Genomic DNA, 1,140 nt, shown 5'->3' with positions numbered 1-1,140 from the left:
ATTCGCTCTGATTTTTCATCAGAGCGAATGCAACTCGGCAGAGCTTACGGGCAAGCACCACCAATGCCTGAGTTTTTGAAAAGCCTCTTGCCAGGTATGACTCGTAGAAGGGTTTCCATCTAGGCGAGCGAGAGGCCGTCATCGCAGCGATGTGAGCTAATCGCCTTATCTCTGGATCGCCTTTCTTGGTTAGATACCGAGGGCCATTCTTTTTGCCAGAGTCATCCACCCTCAGGTCCATTCCCAAAAACGCAATAAATGCATTGCTGTTCGCAAAATTGCCCCGCATGTAACTGGTGGCCAGTCCGGTTGCGACCAGCTCGCCTACGCCTTCGATGGCTTTACAGCGGACGATGTTTTCTGCAATTCCTGAGTCTTTGCTGACTTTTCGTAGCAGTTTCTGAATAGCCTTGATCGCTTGCTCAAAGGCTGTTTGCTGAGTGGCCAGCGCTTCCTTCAGCAGAGGCTCGTCGGTCCAGCTCAACATCAGAGCGGTATGATTTCTGACCAGCGTCGCACGTCTATGGAGCAAGCTCTTTAGCGTTGTGTAGGCCTTTGGAGGCGGACACCAGAGCCGCAGCTCGTGCTGTTCATTGGTCAAATACCGCGCTAACAAACGAGCATCACAAGGATCGTTCTTGGCTCGCTGCCCAATGCCGCGACGATAGTTACTTACCCGATAAGCGTCCACGACATAAACCTGATGCCCCATCGCATGAGCCAAGTCGACGGTGTCCAGGTGATAAATGTTGGTAGCTTCAATGGCAATGGCGCTTTGGGCGGGCAACGTTTTAAGCCAGCGTTTTAGGGTTGTTCGATCATTCTTAACGGTATCTATCGTTTGCAGATCAGAGCGATATACAGCGATTTCGGCCTTGGCGACATCAATGCCGACAACCGTTTGCGAGGTAAGGATTGTCATAACAAATCCTCGGGGCTAGGGTTTAGGTGCTTGTCGGGGTCTACCTTTGCGCTGGCTTGCATCTATCGTCGATCTTGTCGATGAATTCCTTATTGGCGCTTTGGGTAGAAGGGGCGGGACGAGAAGTCTCCCACGGTCCGTACTGGCTAGAGTCGGAATCGAGCTTTTAGTCCCGCCCACCCCTTCAAGTCTAAACATACAAGCGAGCCTGCTCGCGA

Annotated in this window: 1 protein-coding gene; it reads right to left on the bottom strand. The window is 52.0% G+C overall.

Annotation, left to right across the window (positions count from 1 at the left end; translation table 11 throughout):
- On the bottom strand, positions 1-922 hold a 922-nt coding region (locus EGM97_RS26050; protein ID WP_238965270.1), incomplete at its 3' end, for an IS110 family transposase.
- Between the last annotated feature and the right edge of the window lie 218 nt (positions 923-1,140).

Origin of the sequence: Pseudomonas sp. AF32, assembly GCF_022342325.2 — a bacterium.
Taxonomy (GTDB): domain Bacteria; phylum Pseudomonadota; class Gammaproteobacteria; order Pseudomonadales; family Pseudomonadaceae; genus Aquipseudomonas; species Aquipseudomonas uvaldensis.
This window is presented reverse-complemented; position numbering and strand designations above follow the sequence as displayed.